Consider the following 18,853-nt stretch of genomic DNA (forward strand, 5'->3'; position numbering starts at 1 on the left):
TACAGACATGAGTTTTACAGAGCTGTTTATCCGCCGCCCCGTCCTGTCGATGGTGGTGAGCCTCCTCATCCTGTTGCTTGGCGCACAGGGCTTGATGAGCCTCCAGGTGCGTCAGTACCCGGAGGTGGAAGAGACCACGATCACGATCACGACCACCTATACGGGTGCGAGCGCCGATCTGATGCAGGGCTTCATCAGCACGCCCATCGCCAAGTCGGTCTCCAGCGCCGAAGGCGTGGACTACGTCACCTCGCAGAGCCGTCTGGGCCTGAGCACGGTTTCCGTGCGCATGCGCCTCAACACGGATCCGAATGCGGCGCTCACGGAAGTGACCTCGAAGGTGCAGCAGGTTCGCGCCCAGTTGCCCACCGATGCGGAAGATCCGGTCATCGTGAAGGGAACAGGCCAAACCTTCGCCCTGATGTACATCACCTTCGCCAGCACCGAGATGAGCTCGGAGCAGGTTTCCGAGTTCCTGACGCGTGTCGTGCAGCCGCGCTTCGCCACCCTTGAGGGCGTCGGCGCGGCGGATATTCTCGGCGGCCGCGACTTCTCCATGCGCGTGTGGATCGACCCTGTCCGCCTTGCGGCCCGGGGCGTGACGGCCGGCGACGTGGTGACGGCGATCCGGTCGAGCAACTTTCTGGCCGCGCCCGGCAAGACCCAGAACGAATTCGTCGCTTATGCGCTCGAAATGCAGACCACGTTCCAGACGCCGGAGAGCTTCGGCACGCTTCCGATCCGCTCCAACGGCGATCAGGTCGTGCGTTTGAAAGACGTGGCCGACGTGGAGCTGGGGCCTGAGAGCACCGACACCAAGGTCAGCTTCAACAGCAAGGAAGGCACCTTCATCGGCATCACGCCGACGCCGGCCGCCAACCCGCTGACGGTGGCCGAGGAGGTCACCAAGGCCATCGACTCGATCCGTCCGACCTTGCCCAAGGGCATGACGGTCGAGATCGTCTATGACGCGTCGAACTTCATCTCGGCTTCGATCGAAGAGGTGTTCAAGACCATCGGCGAGGCAGCCCTCATCGTCGTGGTGGTGATCCTCCTGTTCCTCGGGTCCTTCCGGTCGGTTCTCATCCCGATCGTGACGATCCCGCTCTCGCTCGTGGGCGTCTGCTTCGTGCTTTATGCGTTGGGCTATTCGATCAACCTGCTGACCCTGCTGGCCATGGTGCTCGCCATCGGTCTCGTGGTGGACGACGCCATCGTGGTGCTGGAGAATATTCACCGGCATATCGAGGAGGGTCTGAAGCCTGTCGATGCGGCCATCGTCGGCATGAAGGAGATCTTCGTTCCGATCGTGTCCATGACGATCACCCTTGCGGCCGTGTACGCGCCGATCGGGTTCACGCAAGGCTTGACCGGCACCTTGTTCCGGGAATTCGCCTTCACGCTTGCAGGCTCGGTCATTATCTCGGGCATCATCGCCGTGACGCTCTCGCCCATGATGTCGTCGAAGCTCCTGAAGCCTCACGGACACGGTGGGCAGAAGGGCTTCGCGGGCTTTGTGGATCGCACCTTCACGCGTCTTGAGAACTGGTATGGGAGGCGGCTTTCGGGTTCGCTCAACTCCCGTCCGGTCACGCTCGTCATCGTCATCGCGCTGCTCGCCACCACGGCGTTCATGTTCACCAAGACCTCGTCGGAGCTTGCGCCGGAAGAGGATCAGGGCGCCTATCTGGGCATCGTCAATGCGCCGCAATACGCGACCGGTGACTACACCCAGGCCTTCGCGGCCCAGTTCACCGGGGCGGCCGAGAAGATCCCTGAGATCGATGACAGCTTCCTCATCATCGGCATCGATGGCGGCGGCGGCGGTTTCGTGGGCTTCAAGCTCAAGGAATGGAGCGAGCGCCAGAAGAAGGGTGCCCAGACCAAGCAGGAGATCCAGAACCTCCTGAACGAGAACGCCGGCCTGCAAGCCTTCGTGTTCGCGCCTCCGTCCCTGCCGGGTGCAGGCGGCGGATTGCCGATCCAGTACGTGCTGCGCACCATCAGCGACCCCTCCCAAGCCTACGAGGTTGCGGAGCAGGTCAAGCAGAGGGCCATGAAGTCCGGCAAGTTCATCGTGGTTCAGAACTCGGTGAGCTACCAGACGCCGCGGGCGCGCATCATCGTGGACCGGGACCGGGCGGCAGCGCTCGGCGTGCCGGTCAGCGAGATCGGCAACACCCTCGGGGCGCTCGTCGGCGGCGCGCCGATTTCCAAATTCGACCGCGACAACCGCAGCTATGACGTCATCAGCCAGGTGCGTCAGGTCGATCGGCTGAATCCGGAGCGCCTGGGCGACTACTATGTCCGCGCGGCCGACGGCTCGATGGTTCCGATCTCGGCGCTCGTCCGCATCGAGACCAACGCTGCGCCGGCGGCGATCGAACAGTTCAACCAGTTGAACGCCGCGACCCTTTCGGCTCTGCCCCTGCCGGGCGTGACCACGTCCGAAGGGCTTCAGCTTCTGCGCTCGATCGCCCAGGAGGTCATGCCGCAAGGCTTCTATGAGGATTATGCCGGTCAGTCGCGGCTGGAGGTTCAGGAGGGGAGTTCGATCGCGCTCGCCTTCGGTCTCGCCATCATCGTGATTTATCTGGTGCTGGCGGCGCAGTTCGAGAGCTTCCGGGATCCGTTCATCATCATGATGTCGGTGCCGCTCTCCATGTTCGGCGCCATGATCTTCCTGAATCTCGGGCTTGCGACCCTCAACATCTACACCGAGGTCGGTCTGATCACCCTTGTGGGCCTGATCACCAAGCACGGCATTCTGATGGTGGAGTTCGCAAACGACCTCAAGGAGAAGCGCGGGGTCGGCAAGCGGGAGGCCATCGAAGAGGCCGCCCGGGTGCGCCTGCGGCCGATCCTGATGACCACGGCCGCCATGGTGCTCGGCGTGGCGCCGCTGCTCTATGCCAGCGGCGCGGGCGCGGCGGCTCGGTTCTCCATGGGCCTCGTGATCGCCTCGGGCATGTCGATCGGCACGATCTTCACCCTGTTCGTGGTTCCGATGTTCTACACGTACATCTCCCGCGAGATCCCGCGACGCGAGAAGGCCGAGGAGCCTCAGGTTCCACACCGGGCCATCGCGGCGGAATAACGAAAAGGCCGGGCAATTGCCCGGCCTTTTGATTCGTACGGTATGGCAGGCGCTCCGGCGCCTGCCTGCCTGTTAGCGGGCGATCTCGCCTTCAACCTCGACGAACGGGGACAGGGCCTTGAATCCCGCCTGCTCGGCAGCCTTCTTGACGGCTTCCGCCACTTCGGCCGAATGGATCTCGACCGTCTCGCCGGTCTTCGCGTCCACGAACATGACCTTCATGGCGTTCATTTCCGGCTGGCCATGGGACACGACGTAGGAGTTCTGCGTTGCGAGGCGATGGACCAGGCCAGCATCGCGAAGGAAGTCCAAGGCCCGGTAGATCGTCACCGGCGCGAGGCGCTTCTTGTCGCTGCTCAGACGGTCGACGAGGTCGTAGGCGCCAACCGGTCCTCCGCTTTGAACGAGTTCGCGGTAGACACGCTCCCGGATCGGCGTCAACCGAAGGTTATTCTCCCGACAAAGATCGTCGGCACGACGGAGGAGGCTTTCCTCCTCTTCTTTCCTGAGGGCTCGGGCGCTCATGAACCTAGCTCCTGTTACTAAGACACCTATACGTTCATATAGGTAAAGCTTCGCTTGTACAATGTGTTATCGTTGCAATTTGTGCTTGCATTCGTGCACAATCTGAAGCCGCCCGTCCAGTTTTTTGCATGCGCCGAGGAACGTGGGTAAAATTTCCTATGAGGCGATTGTGCGCCTGGGGCCGGTCACTTGGCGCAGGAGTCACAAAGGCCGCGAACTTCGACCGTTACCTTCTTGGGGCAGAAGGCGTTGGCGTCGCTCCAATGGGCCAATCGCTCGCCGATCATGGAATCGGTGAACTCCTTCACCGACCCGCAGGCTTCGCAGATGGCAAAGGCCGCCATCTCGTGATGATGGGGATGCTTGCAAGTCACATAGGCGTTGAGGCTCTCGAGCCGGTGGGCGAGCCCCTTCTCGATCAGCTTGTCGAGGGAGCGATAGACGGTCGGTGGGGTGACCGCCCCCTGGGCGCGCATAAGGTCCAGCACCTCATAGGCCGAGAGGGGGCTTTGAGCCGCGTCCAGAATCCGGTGAACGCGCTTTTGCGTCTCGTTCAATTCATCCAGAGCGTGGTGGTGATGCGTCGAGGCCATGAGGAAATCCAGCTGCTCCGGATAGATAGGATCCGCGGACGCCATTGTGAATGAGCGTCACACGGCCTTCGTGACGGAATACCCTCATGCTGGCAAGCATCGACGTCGCAACGTTGGGCCCGGACAATCGGACCCACCTTGTGCTAGAGCTCGACCCACGCCGCCTTCCGCTGGGATGATCGCACCGCCGCCTCGATGAAGCGAACCCCCCGAACCCCATGCTCCACCGTCGGAGCCTGCAGGGAGAATGTGTTGGGCTCCCGGCCCTCGAGCCTTGCGGCGATCTGCTCGGCAATATCGACGTATAGTTGCGCGAAGCCCTCCAGATATCCCTCGGGGTGACCGCCTGGAATACGGGAGGCTGCCTGGGAGACCTCGTTCGAGCCCGCCCCATTGCGGCGGATGAGACGAGGCGGCTCGCCCAAGGGGGAGTAGATCAGGACGTTGGGGTTTTCCTGCTGCCAGTCGAGGCCGCCCTTCTCGCCATAGACCCGGATGCGAAGGCCGTTCTCGAGCCCCGCCGCCACTTGGCTGCACCACAGCATGCCCCGGGCGCCGGATGCGAAGCGCAGCATCATGTGGGCGTTGTCGTCGAGCCTGCGCCCCTCCACGAAAGTGTGGAGTTCGGCGGAAAGCGCCTCTACCTCATCGCCCACGATGAACTCGGCGAGATTGAACGCGTGGGTGCCGATGTCCCCCACGGCTCCGGCCGGTCCCGAACGCGCAGGGTCGGTCCGCCACTCGGCCTGTTTACTCCCGGATTCCTCCACGCGGGTGGCAAGCCAGTCCTGGGCGTATTCCACCTGCACCACGCGGATTGGTCCGAGATCGCCGGCCTTCACCATGGCCCGGGCCTGCCGCACCAGGGGATAGCCCGTATAGTTGTGCGTCACCGCGAAGACGAGGCCTGATTCCTGCGCCAGCTTGGCGAGCTGTTCGGCCTCCCGCCTCGTGGTCGTCAGAGGCTTGTCGCAGATCACGTGGATGCCGGCCTTCAAGAATGCTCGCGCGGCTGCCGCATGGGCGTGGTTTGGCGTCACGATGGCGACCGCGTCGATCCCGTCCTTCAGGCGGCGTTCCCGACGGGCCATTTCGTTGAAATCGCCATAGACGCGATCCGGCTTCAAGAGCAGGTCCTGGCCCGACAGCCGCGCCCGTTCCGGGTCTGACGAAAGAGCGCCCGCCACCAGCTCCCACCGGTCGTCGAGCCGGGCCGCGATCCGGTGCACCGCGCCGATGAAGGCGCCGCGTCCGCCGCCGACCATGCCGAGGCGAAGGCGGCGGCTCAACTTCTGGTCCTGTGATCCCGTGATGCTCATGAAGGCTACTCCGCCGCTGCCCGAAGGGACTCGATGCCGAGCATCCGCCGGTTGGCGGCCTCGTCCGTCCCGCCAGCCGCGAAATCGTCGAATGCCTTTTCCGTCACGCGGATGATGTGGGCCTTGATGAATTCCGCGCCCTCGCGGGCGCCGTCCTCCGGGTGCTTGAGGGCGCATTCCCATTCCAGCACCGCCCATGAATCGTAGTCGTACTGGGCAAGCTTGGAGAAGATGGCCCCGAAATCCACCTGCCCGTCGCCGAGCGAGCGGAACCGGCCTGCGCGATTGATCCAGCTCTCGTAGCCGCCATAGACGCCGACGCGCCCTGACGGATTGAACTCCGCGTCCTTGGCGTGAAACGCCTTGATGCGCTCGTGATAGAGATCGATGAAGGCCACGTAATCGAGCTGCTGCAGCAGGAAATGGCTCGGATCGTAGTTGATGCAGGCCCGCTTGTGTCCGCCGACCGCATCCACGAAGCGCTCGAAAGTCGCCCCGTCGTGGATGTCCTCGCCTGGATGGATCTCGTAGGCCACGTCGCAGCCTGCATCCTCATAGGCATCCAGGATGGGACGCCAGCGCCGTCCCAATTCCTCGAAGGCGGTTTCTACAAGACCGGCGGGACGCTGCGGCCACGGGTACATGAACGGCCAGGCGAGCGCGCCCGAGAACGTCACGCTGGCATTCAGCCCGAGACAGCGGGAGGCTTTCGCCGCCAGGAGCATCTGGTCGACCGCCCAAGCCTGCCGGGCTTTCGGATTGCCTCGGACCTCCGGAGCCGCAAACCCGTCGAAGGCCTCGTCAAAGGCCGGATGAACCGCCACGAGCTGCCCTTGCAAGTGGGTCGACAGTTCGGTGATTTCGAGCCCATGGCCGCGAACGATGCCTTGCACCTCATCGCAATAAGCGTCCGACTCGGCGGCCCTTTTCAGGTCGAAGAGACGCGCGTCCCAGGTCGGGATCTGGACGCCCTTGTAGCCAAGGGACGCTGCCCAGCCGCAGATGGAATCGAGCGAGTTGAACGGGGCCTCGTCGCCGGCGAACTGGGCGAGGAAGAGGCCAGGGCCCTTCATGGTCTTCATGAGCGAACTCCCGAGGTGGCAAGGTGGCGTCAAGCAACAAGAGGACAAAGGAAAGCCGCCCTGACGGATCAGGCAGCTTACCGTTGTCCTCGCCCCTCCCGGTCGGGAAGGGCGAGAGACTTCGGAGCTTAGAACGGTGAGTTCGGGAAGTAGTGGTTCTTCGCGTTGTCCTTCGTGATCAGCTCGGCGTTGATCACGTAGGTGCCGCGCATGGGCGCATTGGCGAAGAACTGGCCCGCCGTCACGTACATGGCGGTGGAGATCATCGCCGGCGGATACGACACGTTGGCCGGGGTCATCTTGTCGCCGTCCATGACGCGCTTGACGATGTCCTTCATGCCGGCGCCGCCGAGGACGAACTTGACGTCGTCGCGCTTCGCCTGCCGGATGGCTTCCATGACGCCCAGCGCCATGTCGTCGTCCGAGGCCCAGACCGCGTCGATCTTCGGGTGCTTGGACAGGTAGTCCTGCATCACCCGGAAGGCGTCGTCCCGGTTCCAGTTGGCGTATTGCTTGTCGATCACCTTCACGCCCGAGCCTTGGAGGGCTTTCTCGAAGTTCGTGACGCGCTCCTCGTCGATCACGGTCGGGATGCCGCGGAAGATCACTACGTTGCCCTGCTTCAGGTTATCGACGAAATACTTGCCGGCGACGCGGCCGAATTCCGGGTTGTTGCCGGCCACATAGATGTCCTGGATCGACGGATCTTTCAGGCCACGGTCGACCACCGTAATGAACGTGCCGCGCTTCTTGACCTCGTTCACCGGATTGGTGAGCTCGTCCGAGTTGAACGGCAGGACCACGAGGGCGTCGATCTTCTGGGCGGACAGATCGTCAAGGGCGTTTGCCTGCGACGCGCCGTCCGGAGATGTCTTCACCACGACCTTGAGGCCCGGATAGGCCTTTTCCAGCGCCTTGGCGGTTTCCTGGGCGTGATAGACCACGCCGCCGGTCCAGCCATGGGTGGCGGCCGGAATCGAGACGCCGATGGTCACGCTCTTCTGTTGGGCCAGAGCGGCCGTGGTCAGCCCTGCCAGAAGGCCTGCCGCGGTTGCCAGTTTCAGTGCCGTTCCTCTCATGTATTCCTCCCTGAGGGGTTTGTTGATCGAGCCCTTCTCGGTTCCGGCGGGCTCGCACCGGCTTCATCGCCCGCGCTGAAGAGAGCGCTGCACGAGCATGGCGATAATGATAATGGCGCCCTGCACCGCGCCCACGAGAAACTCGGAGACGAAGTTCGACAGCACCATGATGTTGGCGACAAGTTCCAGAATGATGGCGCCGGCCACCGTGCCCCAAACCCGGCCGAGGCCACCTCTAAGGGCTGTTCCGCCGATCACCACGGCGGTGATCGCCTGCAGCTCCCAGAGCAGGCCGGTGGTGGGCGTCGCCGAGCCGAGGCGCGGCACGTAGATCAGAATGGCGATGCCGACGCAGATGCCCTGGATCACATAGGTAAGGGTGCGCACGCGCCAGATCGGAACGCCAGAATAGCGCGCCACGTCCTCATTGGAGCCAAGGGCGATCACGTGCCGGCCGAACGACGTCTTGTAGAGGATGAGCGCTCCGATGGCGGCGACGACCACGAACGCGATGATCGGGACGGGAACGCCCGCGATGTCGCCGAAATAGACAGGTCGATAAAGCTCGCGCAATTCGGAATTGCGCATGGTGATGGTACCGCCCGCCGCCAGCCAGATTACCAGCGAGCGGAAGATGCCCATGGTGCCGAGGGTCACAATGAAGGGTTCGATGCGCCCGAAGGTGACGATGAGCCCGTTCGCCAAGCCGCAGGCCGCGCCGAGGGAAACCGCCACGAGCATGCCGAGCGCAAGGGTGCTCACGCCCGGAGCACCGAGCCAGTTCAGGGTCAGGATCATGACGCCTGCCACCAGCGCCGCCATGGAGCCGACCGAAAGGTCGAGGCCGCCGCCGGAGATCACGAAGGTCGCGCCCACCGCGATGATGGCGATGAAGGCCGAACGGGTGACCACGTTGAGAATGTTCGAAGCCGTCAGGAAATCCGGATTGATGAGTGCGCCCGCGATGGCGAGCACGATAAGGGCCAGGAAAGGCGAGAGGGCTCGCATATCCAGGCTGAACTTGCGCCTTGAGGCGTCGGTGCGAAGCGCGGTTTCCGTCATACGTGGCCCGCGGCGATTTCCGCCGCCCTTTCCTCATGAACACCAGTTGCGAGATAGACGATCGCATCCTCCGAAAGATCGGCCTGCTCGACCTCTCCGGCGACCTGTCCGTTGCGCATCACGACGACCCGATGACACAGGCCGATCAGCTCCTGCATCTCGGACGAGATCACGATGACGGAGCGGCCCTGCTCGGCCAGGGACGCAATGAAGCGATAGATCTGTTCCTTGGTGCCGATATCGACGCCGCGCGTGGGCTCGTCGATGATGACGATGCGGGGCTCGATCAGCATCATCTTGGCTAAGAGGAGCTTCTGCTGGTTGCCGCCGGAGAGCTGCCCCGCCAGAAGATCGCGCCGCCGCGTCCGGATGTCGAAATCCTTGATGGCCTCGTCGAGGGTCCGCTCCTCGCCGGCCACGTCGATGAAGGAGCCTCGGGTGAACTTCTCCAACGCCGCGAGCGTCAGGTTCACGCGCAGGTTCTGTTGCAGCAGCAGGCCCTTGCCCTTGCGGTCTTCCGACAAATAGACGACGCCTGCCGCCATGGCCTCCCGGGCGTCGCTGAAATGAACCTTGGTGCCGTCGAGGGTCACCGCGCCCTGGCTCGGACGCAGGCCCACCAGGCCCTCGAACAGCTCGGTGCGGCCCGCGCCGATCAGGCCGCCGAACCCGAGGATCTCGCCGCGCCGCAGCTTAAAGGATGCGTTCTCCACGTAGCCGGGCACGCTCATGTCCCGAACCGTCAGGATCGTCTGATCGGAGGCGGTTGCGGGTTTTTCCGGGTAGAGTTTGGACATGTCGCGCCCCACCATTAGCCGGGCCATTTCGAGGGGCTCAAGTCCCTCGATGTCACGGGTCGTGATCAGGCGGCCGTCGCGCAGCACGGTGACACGGTCGGCGACCACCTTCACCTCGTTGAGGCGGTGAGAAATGTAGAGAACCGCCACTCCTTGGGACCGCAGGCGGCGGATGATCTGGAAAAGGCTTTCGGCCTCGATCGGGGTCAGCACGGCCGTTGGTTCGTCGAAGGCCACCACCTTGTGCGGGACGAGCAACGCGCGGGCGATCTGAACGAGCTGGCGGTCCGCAATCGACAGGCGGCCCACAACCCGGTCCGGATCGATGGAAACGCCGAGTTCGTCAAGAACCGCGCGGGTCCGTTCCCGCATGGCCCTGTCATCGACAAAGCCGTAGCGCCGCAATTCGCGCCCGAGGAAAAGGTTTTGTGCAACGGTGAGGTCTTGGGCGAGCAGGATTTCCTGGTGGACCAGGACGATCCCCTTGCCCTCGGCCTCCACCGGGCCGGAAAAACTGATGGGCTGGCCGTCGAGATGGAGACTACCCTTCGTCGGCGTCAGATGACCCGACAGGATACGCATGAGGGTCGATTTCCCGGCGCCGTTCTCGCCGATGACCGCATGAACTTCGCCCGCCTGCAGGTCGAGCGAAATGCCGCTCAAGACCTCGATCGGGCCGAAGGATTTCGAAATGTGATCTGCGCGAAGAACAGAAGCCATAAGCTGCTCCGGCCCGTGTTGAACGGAATCGGCCCGCCTGCCTGTGGAAGGCGGTTTATCGGCGCGGTTGCGCCGGCCAAAAATCAGCCAAATGGAATGTGAGCGTGCATCTGTTTCCTCCGGCCTCTGGTGCAGTCCTCTTCTGGGACTTTTCGATCACGTCAGGCATTGCCAAGACCGGCAGCCGCATGATGTAATCGATTACATCCACTTTACCGCAATGGGCGCATCTGTCAAACAGGGCCCCGAAGGGCAGGGGATCATGGACGAGGTTGGACGCACAGGCGCAGCGCAAGCAGATGATGCGCCCGCCCGGGCTGTGCGGATCCAGGACGTCGCAAGACTTGCCGAGGTCTCGACTGCGACAGTCAGCCGGGCGCTGGCAACGCCCGAGCGGGTGTCCGTGGAGGCGCGGGCTCGCGTGCTGGAGGCCATCGCCAGGACCGGTTACGTTCCCAACCCCGCCGCACGGTCCCTGCGCTCGCAGAAGACCTACATGGTGCTGGTGGTTCTGCCGGACCTGTCCAACACGTTCTTTTCAAAAATTCTGCGGGGGATCGAGGAGACCTTGTTCGAGGCCGGATACGGCATGATCATCAGCGATCTCGATGGCTCACCGGAGAAGGAAGCGCATTTCGCCGCCTTCACGGCCGCAGGACGCGTTGACGGTGCCATTCTTCTCAACGGCCACCTCTTCGGGCAAAGCCGCGACGGCAAGGGATCGGCCGCTAAGCTCAACATCCCGCTCGTGGCGCTCTGCGAGGCCATCCCCGACGCCGACATTCCCCAAATCGAGATCGACAACAGGGCCGCGGCGCGCCGGATGACGCAGCATCTCGCCCAACTCGGGCACAGAAGCATCGCGTATGTCAGCGGCCCTGCGCAGAACGTGCTCGAGCGGGAGCGGTTTCGTGGCTATCGCGACGGTCTGCGCGCATCTGCCCTCCCATTCGATCCTGATCTCGTCGTGTCAGGCGACTACACCCTCGAATCCGGTGTGCGGGCAGGCGAGGACCTGCTGGCCCGCGCTAAGCGCCCAACAGCGGTCTTCTGCACGAGCGACGAAATGGCGATCGGCCTCGTCCGCACCTTGTCGTCTGCGGGCGTCAGGGTGCCCGAAGATATCTCGGTCGCGGGCTTCGACGATATCGAATTCGCCGCCGTGGCCCAACCGGCTCTCACGACGATTCACCAGCCCCGGCGGGAACTCGGCCAGACGGCAGCCACCGTGCTCATCGATCTGCTGCAGGGACGCACGACTCCCAAGCGCATCCGGCTGAAGACGGACCTGATCACGCGGAACAGCGTCTCATCGCCTCGTTGAACACAGAACCAGGCAAAGCTCGCGCAGTCATGCAAGTGTTGCCTGGCTCCATTTCAGTCAGGTGGCCGGTTTCGCTGTGGCGGCGACCGGAGCCCCTATGACGCTTGATGACCTGACCCGCCGCCTCTGCAGCCACCAGATCGCTACCGCTAGTGCGAGTGCCGGAAGATAGACCCAGAACAGGGACGGACGGCCCGGAGCCGGCTGGATCACGGAGACGACCTGGAAGCCCGGCTCGAGCCCGATTCGTTTTGCATAGGAGCCGAACACCACATTGCTGATGGTCACCTGATCTCCTAGGCCCGTCACGGTCAGACCTGCCGCGCGCAGCCGCTCCTGAGGCGTCGGCTTGGGATCACCAAGGCTCAGGCTCACGGTCTTGCGGATGTCGTCGCCTTCGATGTTCATGCCCTCGACCACAAAGGCGATTCGCTGGTCCGCCGGAGCCTCCGCGACCTTCGTCATCAACTCGCGTGCCGGCAGTTCCACCGTTGCCGGATAGAGCTGGTTGAGCCACCAGTCCGGACGGAACAGGGCGAAGCACACGACAAGCAGAACAGCGCTCTCCCACAAGCGGCTGCGGGTCGCGAAGTAGTTCATGGTGGCCGCCGAGAAGAGCAGGATCGCCACCATGTTGACCGCAACGACGATCGCCGTGTCGGTCCAATTCTCGACGCCAATGAGCAGCATGGCTGGGTTGAAGATGAAGACGAACGGAAGAATGGCGGTGCGCAACGAATAGAGCGCGCCCTGGAATCCCGTGGCGATCGGGTCCTCCCGGGAGATGGCCGCCGCCGCAAAGGCCGCGAGCCCCACCGGCGGGGTGATGTCCGCCATGATGCCGAAATAGAACACGAACATGTGGACCGCGATAAGCGGGATCGCGAGCCCCGCCTGAGCGCCGAGCTCGACCACGACGGGCGCCATGAGTGTCGCGACGAGGATGTAGTTCGCGGTGGTTGGAATGCCCATGCCGAGGATCAGGCTGATGACCGCGATCAGGCACAGCATGACGATGACATTGCCGCCGGAGATGAACTCGACCACTTCCGTCATCATGAGACCGAGGCCGGTCAGCGTGATCGTGCCGACAACGATGCCTGCCGTCGCGGTCGCGATGGCGATGCCGATCATGTTGCGGGCGCCGAGCGCAAGACCATCGACCAGATCGGCAAACGCGGCGCGCGCGGCCTGCCCGATGGATTGCCTGCGGAACAGGGCAAGCAGGGGACGACGGGTTGCCACGATGGCGATGATCGACGTGGTCGCCCAGAAGGCCGAGAGCCCAGGAGACATCTCCTCGATCATCAGGCACCACAGGAGGACCACCAGCGGGATGAGGAAGTCGAGCCCCGTCCGCGTCACGTCCCAGGCCCGCGGAAGGATGAGGATCGGCGAGTTTGGATCGTCCAGCTCCAGATCGGGGTAGCGCGCCGCATAGGCGAGGGTCGCGAGATAGATCGCGAGCGCCGCGACCCCGAGAATCCATGGGGCGCTCGCGCCGAACGCGGCTTGGGCCCCCAGGACGCCGTAATAGAGGAGGCACAGGACCAAGACGGAGCCGCTGAGGCCGAGGCCGGTGCGCAGAAGACGCGTCTTGGCAGGCAGCGCCTCGCGCGGGATGGGCTTCGCGCCGATCTTGAGGGCCTCGAGATGCACGATGTACAAAAGCGCCACGTAGGAGGCGATTGCAGGAAGCAGAGCGTGCTTCACGATCTCCGAATAGGGGATGCCGACATATTCCACCATCAGGAAGGCGGCGGCACCCATGACGGGCGGCATGATCTGGCCATTAATCGAGGAGGCGGCCTCGATGGCGCCGGCCTTCACGCCGGACAGACCGGTTCGCTTCATGAGCGGGATCGTGAAGATGCCGCCCGACACGACGTTCGACACAGAGGAGCCCGAGACGACGCCGTTGAGGGCAGACGACACGACGGCGACTTTTGCTGGCCCGCCACGCAGGTGGCCGAGAAGCGCGATGGAGATCTGCATCATCCAGTTGCCGGCGCCCGCCTTATCGAGAAGCGTGCCGAACAGGACGAAAAGGAACACGAAACTCGTGGAGACACCGAGCGCGATGCCAAAGACGCCTTCGGTCGTCAGCCATTGATGCTGAAGGAATTTCGACATCGACGCTCCCTTGTGAAGCATCACGTCGGGCATGTACGGACCGGCGAACGTATAGAAGATGAACACCGAGGCGACGATCACCATGGGAAGGCCGAGCGCCCGGCGCGTTGCCTCCAGCAGCAGCAGGATGCCGATGCCCGCTGTGACGAGATCGATCATGATCGGCTGGCCGGGGCGCGTCGCAAGCTCCCGGTAGAATAGGAACAGGTAGGATCCCGCAAAGGCTCCCGCGAGCGCCAGGATCCAGTCCGCGATGGGCACATAAGCCCGTGGGGACGACTTGAAGGCCGGATAGGCCATGAAGGCGAGGAAGAGGCCAAGGCCGAGATGAATGGCGCGCGCCTCCGTGTCGTTCAGGATGCCGATGCCGAACGTGAAGGGAAGCGGCGAGGCGTACCAGATCTGGAAGAGCGACCAGGCAATGGCCACGGCCGTGATGATCGTTGCGGTCAATCCGGTGGGCTTGCGGCCTCCCGTATCGGCCTCGGCCACCAGCTGCTCCAGTTCCGCGGACGGGGCGAGGGCGGGCTTCTCAATCGTCGACATGGCAAATTTCCTTCGTCCCCAATAAGGTAAGGGGCGGCATCAGCCGCCCCTATTGTACTCGGCCTGAGGCTGGTCGCCCAGCTTACTGCAGCCAGCCCTTTTCCTTGTAGTACTTGGCCGCGCCCGGATGCAGCGGAGCCGAGAGGCCGTCCTTGACCATCTTGGCCGGGTCGAGGTTCGCGAAGGCCGGGTGCAGGGACTTGAACTCGTTGAAGTTCTCGAACACGGCCTTAGTCACCGCATAGACCGTCTCGTCCGGCACCTTGGCGGAGGTTACCATCGTAGCGAGCACGCCATAGGTCTCCGTCGGCTGCGGGTTGTTGGCATAGAGGCCGCCCGGGATCGTCGCCTTGGCGTAGTAGGGCTTGTCGGCCAGGAGCTTGTCGACCGCAGGACCCGTGATCGACACGAGCTTGGCGCCGCAGGTGGTGGTCGGGTCCTGGATGTTGGCGGACGGATGTCCGACGCCGTAGAAGAACGCGTCGATCTTGTTGTCGCACAGCGCCGGGCCGTGCTCGTCGGCCTTGAGCTCGGACGCGAGCGAGAAGTCGGAAAGCTTCCAGCCCAGCGTGGTGAGGAGCTCTTCCATGGAGGCGCGGGTGCCGGAGCCCGGATTGCCCACGTTCACGCGCTTGCCCTTCAGTTCCTCGAACTTTGTGGCATTCGCTTCCTTGCGGGCCAGAACGGTGAACGGCTCCGGGTGAACCGAGAAGACCGCGCGCAGATCCTCGAAGGCGCCGCCTTCCTTGAAGGCTCCCATGCCCTTGAGGGAGTTGAACTGCACATCCGACTGGGTGAGGCCGAAATCGAGCTCGCCTGCCTTGATGGTGTTGACGTTGTAGGCCGAGCCACCGGTGGATTCCACCGAGCAGCGGATGCCGTGGGTCTTGCGATCCTTGTTGACCAAACGGCAGACTGCACCGCCCACCGCATAATACACGCCGGTCACGCCGCCCGTCCCGATGGTGGCAAATTTCTGCTGGGCCTCGGCCGGAAAAGCCGTGAACGCAAGGGCGGCAACAGCCGCTCCGGTTAAGGATTTCGTGAGCATCTTCATCGTGTCGTCCCTCTTTTGGGCCCGGATTCCACCGGGCTTGAACAATCATAACGATTGATTTTCTTCTCGCATTCGAAGGCTATTCTGCGCAAATCGTCAAGCAGCCCTCGTTTTGACTCCCGTAATCGCTGCATCCACGGCATCGCCCAGACGCTCTACGATGGCGTCAACCATGGGAGCATCGATGATGAACGGAGGAGCCAAGAGTACGTGGTCGCCGCGCGCTCCGTCGATGGTTCCCCCCATGGGATAGACCATGAGGCCTCGAGCCATCGCCTCGCGCTTGATCCGCGCGTGGAGTTTCTCCTTGGGGTCGAAGGTCGCTTTCGTCGAGCGGTCTTCTACGAGTTCAACCGCAATGAAAAGCCCGCGGCCGCGAATATCCCCAACATTAGGGTGATTGCCGAACCGCTCGCCGAGACGGCGGGTGAGGTGCGCACCCATCCTCTTCACGTTGTCGAGCAGGCCGTCGCGGCGGATGACGTCTTGAACGGCAAGGCTCGCCGCGCAGGCCATGGGGTGCCCGAGATAGGTGTGGCCATGCTGGAAGAAGCCCGTCCCCTTCGCGAATGCATCGAAGATATGCTGGCCCAACAGCACGGCTCCGACGGGCTGGTATCCGCCGCCGAGACCCTTGGCGATGGTCATGATGTCTGGTGAGACGCCGTCCTGCTCGCAGGCATGGAGCGTTCCCGTGCGGCCCATGCCGCACATGACCTCGTCCAGGATGAGGAGCACGCCGTAGCGATCGCAGATTGCCCGGACGCGTTTGAGATAATCGGCGACCGGCGGCACGGCTCCTGCGGTCGCGCCAACCACGGTCTCGGCCACGAAGGCCATGACGGATTCGGGGCCCAGTTCGAGGATCTTGTCTTCAAGCGCCTGGGCGGCCCGCGCCGCATAATCCTGATCGGTCTCTCCCGGCTGCTGGTAACGGTAGGCGAAGCACGGATCGATGTGGTGGGTCTCGACCAAGAGGGGACGGAACTGCGTCCTGCGCCACTCGTTCCCGCCTGTCGCAAGCGCCCCGAGGGTGTTGCCATGATAGCTCTGGCGGCGGGCGATGATGTTCCGACGCTCCGGCTTGCCGATCTCGACGAAGTACTGCCGCGCCATTTTGAGGGCAGCCTCAACCGCCTCCGATCCGCCGGATACGAAGTAGACGTGGGACAATCCCGAAGGAGCATCCTCGATCAGACGGTCGGCCAGGGCCTCTGCAGGCTCCGTGGTAAAGAAGCTCGTATGCGCATAGGCAAGCCTGTCGGCCTGTGCGTGGAGAGCGGCTGTCACGTAAGGGTGTCCATGTCCGAGGCAGGAGACCGCCGCGCCGCCGGAGGCATCGATGTAGGCCCGTCCGTCGGCATCGAAGATTTCGACGCCCTTGCCGCCAACCGCCAACGGGTAGCTGTTGTGGATTTGACGATGAAGAATACGGGTCATCAGAATCTCCTGCCGTCCTGCGGCGACCAGTGGATATTGAAGGCATTCAGCTGATCCTCGGTTTGCCGGAGCGCCTTCAGGGAGGCGTCTCCGCCCCGTCCGGCCACAAGGGCCGCCAAAATCTCGCCCACGGCGAAAACGGGTGTCATCGCGTGGAAGAATGATGGGCTGTCCGTGGAAACGAGAATGCTTGATCGTGCGACCTGGGCTAACGGCGACACGGCGCTGTCGGTGACGGCCACGATCGGGATGCCCTGCCTATGGGCGTAGTGTGCAACCTCGACCGTTGCGCGGGTATAAGGCTCGACGCTGACCGCAAACAGTGCGTCCTTGGCGGTTGCGGAGCGGATCGGATCCATTCCCATGCCGGCTGTTGAATCCAGCAAAACGGCCTTCTCGCCGAGGAGCGAGAGAACGTAGGCCATGTGCCAAGCCACCGTGTGCGATGAGCGCAAACCAAGGCAGTAGACCCTCCGGGCCGAGGCCAACAGGGCCGCCGCATCGGTAAGCCTATCGAGCGTGCCCGGTTCGCCGAGTCGTTCGATATGGGAGTTGAGGCGCGCGACGATGTCCGTTGCCAGGGCTTTCTCGCCCTTTGCCTTCTGGCTGGCCACCTGGGCTCCGGCGCGACCGGCAAAACTGAGGCGGCCATTGCGGATGGCCTGCGCATAAAGCTCGCGGACCGCGTCGTATCCGTCGAGGCCCAGTCTTTTCGCAAGCCGCGTCATGGTTGCCGGCGGCACGCCCGCTTGCCGCGCCTGCTCGCGCATGGACAGAAGAGCGACGTCGCCCGGCCGATCGAGAACATACTTGGCCGCGGTCTGAAGCTGCGCCGGCATCCCGTCGTATGCCTCGATGATCTGAGTAGCCAGGGGTGCGGGATCCATGAGCGCAGGATAAGGCTGCTTTACGGCCCATGCAACATATGTTCTATTTCTGACTGGGGATGAAACAGACGGATCAAAAGGCGCTGAGATGCACGAACGGTCACAATCGACATCCGAACTCTCTCCGGTCAGCATCGCGGTGGCTCCGAATGGCGGCCGGCGCACGAAGGCCGATCATCCGGCTGTGCCGATGACGCCTGAGGAGCTGGCCCGGACGGCGGTGGAGTGCCTCGATGCCGGCGCCTGCATGATCCATGTCCATGTCCGGAACGCCGAGGGACGCCATCTCCTCGACGTGGACGCTTATGCGCAGGCGACGGCAGCGATCCGCGAAGCGGTTGGAGAGCGCCTCGTGATCCAGATCACCAGCGAAGCGCTCGGGATCTACAAGCCGGAGGAGCAAATGGCCGTCACCCGCGCGGTGCGGCCGGAGGCCGTTTCCCTGGCCTTGCGTGAACTCGCACCGGACGAGGCGTCCGAGCAGGCCTTCGCGGAATTCCTGACTTGGCTCCATCGGGAGCGCGTCGCTCCCCAGATCATCCTCTACTCTCCTGAGGAGGCCATCCGGCTCACCGACTTTCAGAAGCGCGGGATGATCCCATTCGAAAATCTTCCGGTTCTCTATGTTTTGGGCCGCTATACGGTCAGTCAGACATCGCGGCCGGCAGACCTTCTCCCGTTCATCGCGCCCGAGATGCCCGTCTTCCTCGACTGGATGACGTGCGCCTTCGGCCGCTACGAGACCGCATGCGTGACGGCTGCCGCTCTTTTGGGTGGGAATGTCCGGGTCGGGTTCGAAAACAATGTCGATCTCCCCAATGGCGAGAGGGCGGGCTCGAACGCGGAACTCGTCGGCCAGACGGCAAAGGCCCTTAAAGCCTGTGGGGTCGCCTTGGCGGATGCAGCCTTTCTGCGGAGCGCCTGGTCGCGCTGAAGAGTTGCTGCAAGGTGGGAACGGATGGTCTGTCTCGGGCCAAGAAGAGCTCCGTCGAAGAGTTTTGTCGGAGCGTATAGGCGCTCGCTAGCCCGTTCGGCGGGTGATGTGGCGCTGCCGAATCCTATCGTTCGACAGAAAACTCATTCCCGTGATGGGATTTCTTTTTGGCGCCTCGGCCCCGAAAGCCGGTCGAGACGCAAAACTATTATCCCATGGTAGTGGTCGCGGGTCCAAGGTCGGCCCTTGTCGATCCCC

The 18,853-nt window shown here is 63.4% G+C and carries 14 protein-coding genes; 3 read left to right on the plus strand and 11 right to left on the minus strand.

The genetic code is table 11. The features are described 5' to 3' along the window. Window positions 1-7: 7 nt before the first annotated feature. Window positions 8-3,097 carry an efflux RND transporter permease subunit gene (locus tag DRB19_RS17705; RefSeq protein ID WP_114187354.1) on the plus strand — a complete coding sequence of 1,030 codons (3,090 nt, stop codon included), beginning with the start codon at window positions 8-10 and terminating at the stop codon, window positions 3,095-3,097. A gap of 72 nt (window positions 3,098-3,169) precedes the next feature. Here DRB19_RS17705 and DRB19_RS17710 read toward each other — a convergent pair whose 3' ends face one another. The 7 genes from DRB19_RS17710 to DRB19_RS17740 all read right to left on the minus strand — a co-directional run bounded on the left by DRB19_RS17710 (window position 3,170) and on the right by DRB19_RS17740 (window position 10,274). After that, a complete protein-coding gene (locus tag DRB19_RS17710) occupies window positions 3,170-3,622 on the minus strand; it encodes a Fur family transcriptional regulator (protein WP_114187355.1) in 453 nt (150 codons plus the stop codon). 185 nt (window positions 3,623-3,807) lie between these two features. Continuing rightward, entirely contained in the window at window positions 3,808-4,215 is a 408-nt protein-coding gene (locus tag DRB19_RS17715) for a Fur family transcriptional regulator (protein ID WP_114187392.1), read from the minus strand. A gap of 143 nt (window positions 4,216-4,358) precedes the next feature. Then, window positions 4,359-5,534 carry a Gfo/Idh/MocA family protein gene (locus DRB19_RS17720; RefSeq protein ID WP_114187356.1) on the minus strand — a complete coding sequence of 392 codons (1,176 nt, stop codon included), beginning with the start codon at window positions 5,532-5,534 and terminating at the stop codon, window positions 4,359-4,361. Window positions 5,535-5,539: 5 nt separating this feature from the next. Continuing rightward, entirely contained in the window at window positions 5,540-6,616 is a 1,077-nt protein-coding gene (locus DRB19_RS17725; RefSeq protein WP_114187357.1) for a sugar phosphate isomerase/epimerase family protein, read from the minus strand. A gap of 128 nt (window positions 6,617-6,744) precedes the next feature. After that, entirely contained in the window at window positions 6,745-7,695 is a 951-nt protein-coding gene (locus DRB19_RS17730; protein ID WP_114187358.1) for a substrate-binding domain-containing protein, read from the minus strand. A 63-nt stretch (window positions 7,696-7,758) separates the two neighbouring features. Then, window positions 7,759-8,757, minus strand: coding sequence for an ABC transporter permease (locus DRB19_RS17735; RefSeq protein WP_114187359.1), 999 nt, complete (start codon window positions 8,755-8,757; stop codon window positions 7,759-7,761). Next, the gene (locus DRB19_RS17740) at window positions 8,754-10,274 is read right to left on the minus strand and encodes a sugar ABC transporter ATP-binding protein (protein WP_114187360.1); all 1,521 of its coding nucleotides are present in this window, start codon (window positions 10,272-10,274) and stop codon (window positions 8,754-8,756) included. Before DRB19_RS17740 ends, DRB19_RS17735 begins: the two co-directional genes overlap by 4 nt. A 262-nt stretch (window positions 10,275-10,536) precedes the next feature. Here DRB19_RS17740 and DRB19_RS17745 point away from each other — a divergent pair, with 262 nt between their 5' ends. Then, window positions 10,537-11,598, plus strand: a complete 1,062-nt coding sequence (locus tag DRB19_RS17745) for a LacI family DNA-binding transcriptional regulator (protein WP_162815742.1) — start codon at window positions 10,537-10,539, stop codon at window positions 11,596-11,598. Window positions 11,599-11,655: 57 nt separating this feature from the next. Here DRB19_RS17745 and DRB19_RS17750 read toward each other — a convergent pair whose 3' ends face one another. From DRB19_RS17750 to DRB19_RS17765, 4 genes are all read right to left on the minus strand, one after another. Beyond that, on the minus strand, window positions 11,656-14,184 hold the full coding sequence (locus DRB19_RS17750) for a TRAP transporter permease (protein WP_373867373.1): 2,529 nt from the start codon (window positions 14,182-14,184) through the stop codon (window positions 11,656-11,658). Between the two features lie 175 nt (window positions 14,185-14,359). Then, window positions 14,360-15,334: a TAXI family TRAP transporter solute-binding subunit gene (locus tag DRB19_RS17755; protein WP_114187363.1), complete on the minus strand. Its 975-nt coding sequence runs from the start codon at window positions 15,332-15,334 to the stop codon at window positions 14,360-14,362. Between the two features lie 96 nt (window positions 15,335-15,430). Beyond that, window positions 15,431-16,774 (minus strand): aspartate aminotransferase family protein, encoded by a 1,344-nt coding sequence (locus DRB19_RS17760; protein ID WP_114187364.1) that lies wholly within the window; start codon window positions 16,772-16,774, stop codon window positions 15,431-15,433. Beyond that, window positions 16,774-17,661, minus strand: coding sequence for a MurR/RpiR family transcriptional regulator (locus DRB19_RS17765; RefSeq protein ID WP_114187365.1), 888 nt, complete (start codon window positions 17,659-17,661; stop codon window positions 16,774-16,776). The genes DRB19_RS17760 and DRB19_RS17765 overlap by 1 nt, the downstream gene beginning before the upstream one ends. Window positions 17,662-17,749: 88 nt before the next feature. Between DRB19_RS17765 and DRB19_RS17770 the strand changes: the two genes are divergently transcribed. After that, a complete protein-coding gene (locus DRB19_RS17770) occupies window positions 17,750-18,595 on the plus strand; it encodes a beta-keto acid cleavage family enzyme (protein ID WP_114187366.1) in 846 nt (281 codons plus the stop codon). Window positions 18,596-18,853: the final 258 nt, after the last annotated feature.

Source organism: Microvirga aerophila (assembly GCF_003332305.1).
Classification (GTDB): Bacteria; Pseudomonadota; Alphaproteobacteria; order Rhizobiales; family Beijerinckiaceae; genus Microvirga; species Microvirga aerophila.

What these genes read in the sequence shown, in the direction of transcription:
- DRB19_RS17705 (WP_114187354.1), top strand. Translation starts at nt 8, where the DNA reads ATGAGTTTTACAGAGCTGTTTATCCGCCGCCCCGTCCTGTCGATGGTG.
- DRB19_RS17710 (WP_114187355.1), bottom strand. Translation starts at nt 3,622, where the DNA reads ATGAGCGCCCGAGCCCTCAGGAAAGAAGAGGAGGAAAGCCTCCTCCGT.
- DRB19_RS17715 (WP_114187392.1), bottom strand. Translation starts at nt 4,215, where the DNA reads ATGGCCTCGACGCATCACCACCACGCTCTGGATGAATTGAACGAGACG.
- DRB19_RS17720 (WP_114187356.1), bottom strand. Translation starts at nt 5,534, where the DNA reads ATGAGCATCACGGGATCACAGGACCAGAAGTTGAGCCGCCGCCTTCGC.
- DRB19_RS17725 (WP_114187357.1), bottom strand. Translation starts at nt 6,616, where the DNA reads ATGAAGACCATGAAGGGCCCTGGCCTCTTCCTCGCCCAGTTCGCCGGC.
- DRB19_RS17730 (WP_114187358.1), bottom strand. Translation starts at nt 7,695, where the DNA reads ATGAGAGGAACGGCACTGAAACTGGCAACCGCGGCAGGCCTTCTGGCA.
- DRB19_RS17735 (WP_114187359.1), bottom strand. Translation starts at nt 8,757, where the DNA reads ATGACGGAAACCGCGCTTCGCACCGACGCCTCAAGGCGCAAGTTCAGC.
- DRB19_RS17740 (WP_114187360.1), bottom strand. Translation starts at nt 10,274, where the DNA reads ATGGCTTCTGTTCTTCGCGCAGATCACATTTCGAAATCCTTCGGCCCG.
- DRB19_RS17745 (WP_162815742.1), top strand. Translation starts at nt 10,537, where the DNA reads ATGGACGAGGTTGGACGCACAGGCGCAGCGCAAGCAGATGATGCGCCC.
- DRB19_RS17755 (WP_114187363.1), bottom strand. Translation starts at nt 15,334, where the DNA reads ATGAAGATGCTCACGAAATCCTTAACCGGAGCGGCTGTTGCCGCCCTT.
- DRB19_RS17760 (WP_114187364.1), bottom strand. Translation starts at nt 16,774, where the DNA reads ATGACCCGTATTCTTCATCGTCAAATCCACAACAGCTACCCGTTGGCG.
- DRB19_RS17765 (WP_114187365.1), bottom strand. Translation starts at nt 17,661, where the DNA reads ATGGATCCCGCACCCCTGGCTACTCAGATCATCGAGGCATACGACGGG.
- DRB19_RS17770 (WP_114187366.1), top strand. Translation starts at nt 17,750, where the DNA reads ATGCACGAACGGTCACAATCGACATCCGAACTCTCTCCGGTCAGCATC.